Origin of the sequence: Massilimicrobiota sp. An142 (assembly GCF_002160725.1) — a bacterium.
GTDB classification, from domain to species: Bacteria; Bacillota_I; Bacilli_A; order Erysipelotrichales; family Coprobacillaceae; genus Allocoprobacillus; species Allocoprobacillus merdigallinarum.
In genome coordinates, this window is the sequence record NZ_NFLD01000036.1 from 22,679 (window position 1) to 29,021 (window position 6,343).

Genomic DNA, 6,343 nt, shown 5'->3' on the forward strand with positions numbered 1-6,343 from the left:
TATCGTACCTAGGAGTTCTCAAAACGTTAGTAAATTGTTTGAGGAAAACTTTAGAAAATCCCCATTTTATGGGGTTTTTCTTTTTTTTATTTCGGTAATCTAAAATTATGGTTGCGTTATTTTAGATGTATGTCCTGTTAGAATTGGAGAACATACTATGATTGGTCCAAATACACATATATATACGTCTTGCCATTCGTTAGATTCAAATGAACGATTATTGGATGTTGAATTTGGTAAACCAGTAACAATTGGTAAAAATGTTTGGATTGGCGGAAATTGTACTATTTTGCCTGGGGTTACAATTAGAGACAATGCAGTCATAGGGGCAGGAAGTGTAGTAACAAAGGATATTCCTAATGATTCCATAGCAATTGGAAATCCTGCAAGAATAAAGCAAAAATAGGAATATACACTGAGTTTTATATAATATTAATGATGATATATATTTTACACATCTTATTCGAAGGATTGTATAATTAAAATTATTTAATATATTTTGGTGATAAATTTAGTAAATTCAATAGGATGATAGATAGAAGCGAATTGACTGAGCGTATAGGGAACTGTATGCCGGTCTTTTTTATTCGCTTTATCTTAGGCTTTATCTATGTAAAAATAAAATATTTAATCGAATATTTAATCGAACATAAAATAATACTTCTGCTGTTAAACGAAGTTTGATATAATTAAGATAGAATTAAATAAATGGTCAGTTATAAAAAAGGAGGTGCATATTTTGGGTAGAAAAGGAGCAGATATATCGAAGATATTAGAAGCTTGTTTTGATACATTTTGTGAATACGGATTAGAAAATACAGGTATGTTGAAATTATCTGAAGCTAGTGGTATCACAAATGGTGGGTTGATCTATCATTTTGGTTCAAAAGATAATTTGATCATTCAAGCTACTGCTTATTGTATGGCCAAGGTAGAAGAAGATTTCATGGCAAAAGCTCCTACGAGTTTTGAAGATATCGAACTTTTCTTAAATGAAATGCCACATCTTACAGCAAAACTTCATGGAAAGAAATATCGATTCATGTATCAGGTCTATTCTAGTCCTAAATATCGAGAACAAGGAAAAGAATTCTTTAAAGGCGTCAATGTACGTTATAAAGAATATGCCGATGAACTTTCAAACAAATTAGGAATGCCAGCTGATTATATTCAAGGCATGACCTATATCTTTGTTAGAGCATGTGTACATTATGCTTTATTTGAAGATGAAGAATATTTAAATCTTCAGTTAAATGCGATACGTTCGTCTTTAAAAGCATACATAAATGACAAAAAGGAGGAGAGAAAATGAAGAAACGAATATGGAGCAAAGCAGTATCCATTTTTACAGCAATCCTATTAGTAGTAGGAATCGTGCCTAACACTACTATCACGGCGCTGGCGGCAGTAGGTGCGCCTAGTCAGCTTTATGTTGGAAATAAGCAGGTTATTAGTGGTAGTGATAATGCCACCTACTGGACCACGGATACGGATGGGAATCTGACACAATCCGCAGCTGACCAGAGTTGGAATGTCAAATACGACCCAGCCACCGTCACCCTGACCCTACGCGGGGCGACCATCAGGGAGGGACTAATACCGGACCAGCGCCTTTTGGCTCCGGGATCTATGCTCAGTGCAGCATCGGTCAATCAGTTACCCTGACTATCAAACTGATTGGTGAGAATACCATCACAGGCTACTATGGGATTTATGTGAATGCAGAGATAAGCGCGGACAGCAATGGTACAGACGCCTCCCTGACTATTACGGGTGAAAATAATGGCAGCCTGGAAGTATCTGGTTCTAATCACGGAATATTTGTCAAAAGCGGAACAGGCAACGCCTCCGTGACCATTGAAAACGCTTCCGTCGATGCAAAGACTACTCAAACCAATTCTGGCTACGCCGGCGTCTATGTGCATTCCAGCGCAATCGCTACCAACTCCCCGCAGCTCTCCCTTGCCGTCAATGGCGGCAGCCTGACCACCAGCGCCAGCGAGGGCAATGATGGGATACAGTTTTATGTGGGAGCATATGAGGCTACCAGCGCCACCACCAGCCTGACCGTCAACGATAATGCCATTGTAGACGCCAGAACCGGCGGGATCAGTGCAAGTGGTGTCAGCGTTAACCCGAATGTCGATATTGGCAGTACCGACAGCACCAGCGGCATCGTCTTTGACGGCAGTACCGGCACTGTGTACGGCGATGTCACCCTATACGAGAGCCTCACCATTAACCAGGGCGAAACCCTGACCATCCCGGAGGGGTCTACCCTCAACAGCAATGGCAACCTGACCAACAAAGGCACGATCCTCGCCAGCGGCGGCACACTGGAAGGTACACTAAGCAACGGCACGACGCCAAACATCACCGAGCAGCCGTATGACTACACTGTGACCGAGGGCGAAGACGCCACCTTTACTGTGGAGGCCAGTGCAGGGAGTGAAACCCCGACCTACCAGTGGCAGCAGAGCACGGACAACGGCAGCAGCTGGACAAATATCGAAAGCGAAACCAACGCCAGCTATACCATAAACAGCACCAATACCAGTATGAACGGCTACCAATATCGCTGTGTTGTGACGGGCAGTGGCGGCGTCAGCGTGATCAGCCAAACCGCCACCCTGACGGTGCAGGCGAAGCCCGCCTCGGTTCCCGTCACCGGCGTGAAGCTGAACAAGGACAGCCTGACCTTACAGGAAAAAGGCAGCGATACTTTGACTGCTACAGTAGAGCCTGCCGATGCCACCAATCAAGATGTGATCTGGAAAAGCAGCGATACCAGCATTGCCACGGTAAGCGCAGACGGAACAGTGACCGCCATAAGCGCAGGCACCGCCACGATTACCGCCACCGCTAAGGATGGAAGTGGAGTCAGCGCTTCTTGCACATTGACAGTGACGCATGGCAAGATGGTACAGACGCCAAAGAAAGATGCCACCTGCACAGTGGATGGAACCGAGGAATACTGGACGTGCGAAATCTGCGGGAAGCATTTCGAAGATGAAAGCGGTACAATTCTAACGACCCCTGAAGAAAATAAAATTCAGGCCACCGGTCACAGCTATGGCGAACCGGTCTGGAACTGGTCAGAGGATGGAAAGACCTGCACCGTGACATTTACCTGTGAAAAGGATGAAACCCATAAGGAAACTCCGAAAGTAACTGTAACATCGGCAGAAAAGGCCCCTGCCACCTGCACGGAAGCAGGAGTAACCACTTATACGGCGACTGTTGAATTTAACGGCAAGACTCACACGGATACGAAGGATGTGGCAGATATTCCGGCTATCGGACACAAGCTGACCAAGACAGAAGTGAAAGTACCGACTAGTACCGATACTGGAAATATCGAATATTGGTATTGTGAAGTATGCGATAAATATTTCAGTGATGAAAAAGCAGAACATGAAATTACTTTTAGAAGATACGATCATTGCGAAACTTCCTAAGTTAATCAGTGGTGCTAATCAAGAATGGACAAAAGGAAGCAAAGATGGATTAACTTTTAAAGTTGATACAGATATAAATGAATTCAAGAAAGTTCTTGTAGATGGAAAAGAATTAAAGGATACAAATTATGATATCAAATCTGGAAGTACGATCCTTACTTTAAAATCCTCTTTCTTAGATACTTTATCAGCAGGAAAGCATCAGATTTGCCTAGAATTTAATAATGGAACTATAGAAGCTTACTTTACTGTTAAAGTTAAAGAAACAACTACAGTTCCAGAAACAGGTGAGCAAACTAACTTGTATTTGTGGGCAATGCTTGCAATCGCATCCAGTGCTTCAATTCTAGTACTAAGAAGATATAAGAAATATAATCGTTAATTAAATTGGAATGGCGAATTCAACGCCATGACAGATAGAAACAAATTGACTGAGCGTATAGGTAACTGTATGCCAGTCTTTTTTTGCTTCTGCAAATGAATTAGTCTTTCCATCTAAGTTTCCTTCTTGAATGGTTATATTAGTACCATCCCATCCGATAACGATACCAACATGATTTCGTCCAATGCAAGAAAAGATGGCTCCTACTGCTGGAGTACTAGAAATTTTGAATTTATCTGGATGAGCATTCACAAGTTGTTTTGCGCATTTCCATCCATCACCAGTAAATCCAGGACTATAACCATGAATTTCATAAAATCTTCCCCAGGCTTTTTTTGGTAGTGTCAAAAATAGTTAGTTTATTTTATTTATAAATGAACTATAAACCTCATTCTACCTTGGTTTTTTATCTATTCTGATTAATTTCCCCCTTTCAATTAAATAGCCAAAAAAAATTAGATTTTTAGCCTATCTATAAAGGGAAAATGGTTAAAAATTATAAAAATTCTTTACATGTAATTAAAATTGCTATATTATTATAACATAGAAGTTAGCAATAGCTAACCAGGAGGTAAATATGAAAGTTGTTTATGCAAGTAGAACTGGAAATGTTCAATTAATGATTGATCAATTATTGATTTCTGAATCTTTACAAATTAAAACAGGTAAAGAAATTGTTTCTGAACCATATTTATTGTTTACTTATACTGATGGATATGGAGAAGTACCAATAGAAGTTTCTGATTTTTTAACAAATAATTCAAATTTTATACAAGGTGTAATTGTATCTGGTGACAAAGGTTATGGTGAGGCTTTTTGTAAAGCCGGAGATATAATTAGTCAGGAATTTGATGTTCCATGTCTTTACAGATTTGAAAATAATGGGACAGATGCTGATGTTTCTGCTATTCAAGATATTATTGATAATGTCTAAACAAGAATATTTCGAGGAATTATTAGCTCACCATTGTGCTCCAACTTTATGTAAATGTAAGGTTGCAAATATGTTTCATTTAGAAAAGTCAAAATTTGAAGATATTGATGAAACTATTAAAACATATAATCAAATTTTAAAAACCAAAAATATATATATACATATTTTTCAATCTTTAAATAGTAGAGTTACTATTTTTGTTTTTTCAAAAAAGCAATTAGAATCATTACTTAATAGAGATGAAGTAAAGCATTTTCTTTCACTTTATGGGTATAAAAAATTTTCAATTCATTCGGTATTTAATCATTTAGAAAAAAGATTGAATGAATCTATTGAGTATCCACATGAAATAGGAGTTTTATTAGGTTATCCTTTAGAGGATGTGATTGGATTTATTGAGTCGCAATCTTGCATTATGATTGGGACTTGGAAAGTCTATAATTCTAATCCAGATGAAGCTCAACAAAGATTTAAATTATATAAATCCGTTCGAGAATATTTCATAAAAGAAGTTAGGAATGGAAGAAAAATAGCAACACTAGTACATTGAATAAATCAGGCTAAATGCACTAAAATATATTTTTTAAGACATATATGATTCAAGAAATGCATAAAATTTATATTATAGTTGTAAGATGTTTTTTGAATGTACTAATACAATTAAGTGTTTTGTGGTTAATAAAAGAGACTATTATTTCTAAAGATTTACAGTCTTTAAAAGTTATAGTCTCTTTTATACTTATCACCTAATAGACACAATAATATAGTATACATTAATTATTCATGAGATTATAATATAATCATGAAATATCCTTATTTCATAGGCATTTTCTGCTTTTATTTATTCTTTTTCTATTCACCCGTTGAAAGGGCTAATAGATCCCAGTAGAGTTGATTTGAAATCTATCCATATGCTACGTAATAAAATATCTCATCATTCCAATATTTTAGGAAAACAATCTCCCTATATTGTTAAAGGAAAGTTCTATTCAATCTTCTTTTTAGGATATATTTCAATTTGTCATTGGTCAAATTTTTTATTTAATGAAAATTTAACATTACCTTTAAGACAAAAAATAGATGAAATTATTGAAGAAACTAACACAGAATACAATACAAAATTTGATTTTTCTATAATTCACAATAGAAAAATCAAATAATACTTTACATATAGAAAAAATTAAGGTATTATATATGTACGTTGTGAGAGGACCTGCGCGCCTCTCATTTTAATTTATGTGAATACTCATGTTAAATAGTTATAAGATGTTTTGGCAATGCAACAAGTAAGCGACAAATAGGCTTAAAAACCCATAGTTTATAAGGTTTCGGAGTTCTCAAAACGTTAATTTTTGGGAATACCCAGAACAATTCAAAGAAACTCAAATCAGCAAAAGCCTTTATTTATCGGCTAAAACTCGATTTGAGTTTTTTTGTATATTTATAAATTAATCTAACCCTAGATAAATGTTGGTAACTATATTTAAAATATATTGATTATATGGTCTTAAATGAAAATTCAGTTGTAAAGTCACTATATCTTAGCTCACACATGGAGTTCATGATCTT

9 protein-coding genes are annotated in these 6,343 nt (G+C 36.7%); 8 read left to right on the forward strand and 1 reads right to left on the reverse strand.

Annotated features, from left to right (window positions below; all coding sequences use genetic code 11):
• Positions 1-157: 157 nt before the first annotated feature.
• The 5 genes from B5E87_RS12775 (at position 158) to B5E87_RS12795 (ending at position 3,840) form a co-directional block, all read left to right on the forward strand.
• Complete coding sequence (locus B5E87_RS12775) at positions 158-406, forward strand: DapH/DapD/GlmU-related protein (RefSeq protein ID WP_087245422.1); 249 nt, start codon at positions 158-160, stop codon at positions 404-406.
• A 333-nt stretch (positions 407-739) separates the two neighbouring features.
• On the forward strand, positions 740-1,312 hold the full coding sequence (locus tag B5E87_RS12780) for a TetR/AcrR family transcriptional regulator (RefSeq protein ID WP_206399311.1): 573 nt from the start codon (positions 740-742) through the stop codon (positions 1,310-1,312).
• On the forward strand, positions 1,309-1,665 hold the full coding sequence (locus B5E87_RS15095) for a hypothetical protein (protein ID WP_087245426.1): 357 nt from the start codon (positions 1,309-1,311) through the stop codon (positions 1,663-1,665). Before B5E87_RS12780 ends, B5E87_RS15095 begins: the two co-directional genes overlap by 4 nt.
• 50 nt (positions 1,666-1,715) lie before the next feature.
• Positions 1,716-3,458 carry an Ig-like domain-containing protein gene (locus B5E87_RS15600; RefSeq protein ID WP_087245428.1) on the forward strand — a complete coding sequence of 581 codons (1,743 nt, stop codon included), beginning with the start codon at positions 1,716-1,718 and terminating at the stop codon, positions 3,456-3,458.
• A complete protein-coding gene (locus B5E87_RS12795) occupies positions 3,415-3,840 on the forward strand; it encodes a X2-like carbohydrate binding domain-containing protein (protein ID WP_158095615.1) in 426 nt (141 codons plus the stop codon). The genes B5E87_RS15600 and B5E87_RS12795 overlap by 44 nt, the downstream gene beginning before the upstream one ends.
• Here B5E87_RS12795 and B5E87_RS12800 read toward each other — a convergent pair whose 3' ends face one another.
• Positions 3,841-4,188 (reverse strand): CHAP domain-containing protein, encoded by a 348-nt coding sequence (locus B5E87_RS12800; protein ID WP_087245431.1) that lies wholly within the window; start codon positions 4,186-4,188, stop codon positions 3,841-3,843.
• Positions 4,189-4,417: 229 nt separating this feature from the next.
• Here B5E87_RS12800 and nrdI point away from each other — a divergent pair, with 229 nt between their 5' ends.
• The 3 genes from nrdI to B5E87_RS15105 all read left to right on the forward strand — a co-directional run bounded on the left by nrdI (position 4,418) and on the right by B5E87_RS15105 (position 5,934).
• Positions 4,418-4,774: a class Ib ribonucleoside-diphosphate reductase assembly flavoprotein NrdI gene (gene nrdI, locus B5E87_RS12805; protein ID WP_087245433.1), complete on the forward strand. Its 357-nt coding sequence runs from the start codon at positions 4,418-4,420 to the stop codon at positions 4,772-4,774.
• Positions 4,767-5,324 carry a DUF3793 family protein gene (locus B5E87_RS12810; RefSeq protein WP_158095616.1) on the forward strand — a complete coding sequence of 186 codons (558 nt, stop codon included), beginning with the start codon at positions 4,767-4,769 and terminating at the stop codon, positions 5,322-5,324. The genes nrdI and B5E87_RS12810 overlap by 8 nt, the downstream gene beginning before the upstream one ends.
• A 361-nt stretch (positions 5,325-5,685) precedes the next feature.
• On the forward strand, positions 5,686-5,934 hold the full coding sequence (locus tag B5E87_RS15105) for a hypothetical protein (protein WP_158095617.1): 249 nt from the start codon (positions 5,686-5,688) through the stop codon (positions 5,932-5,934).
• Positions 5,935-6,343 lie beyond the last annotated feature (409 nt).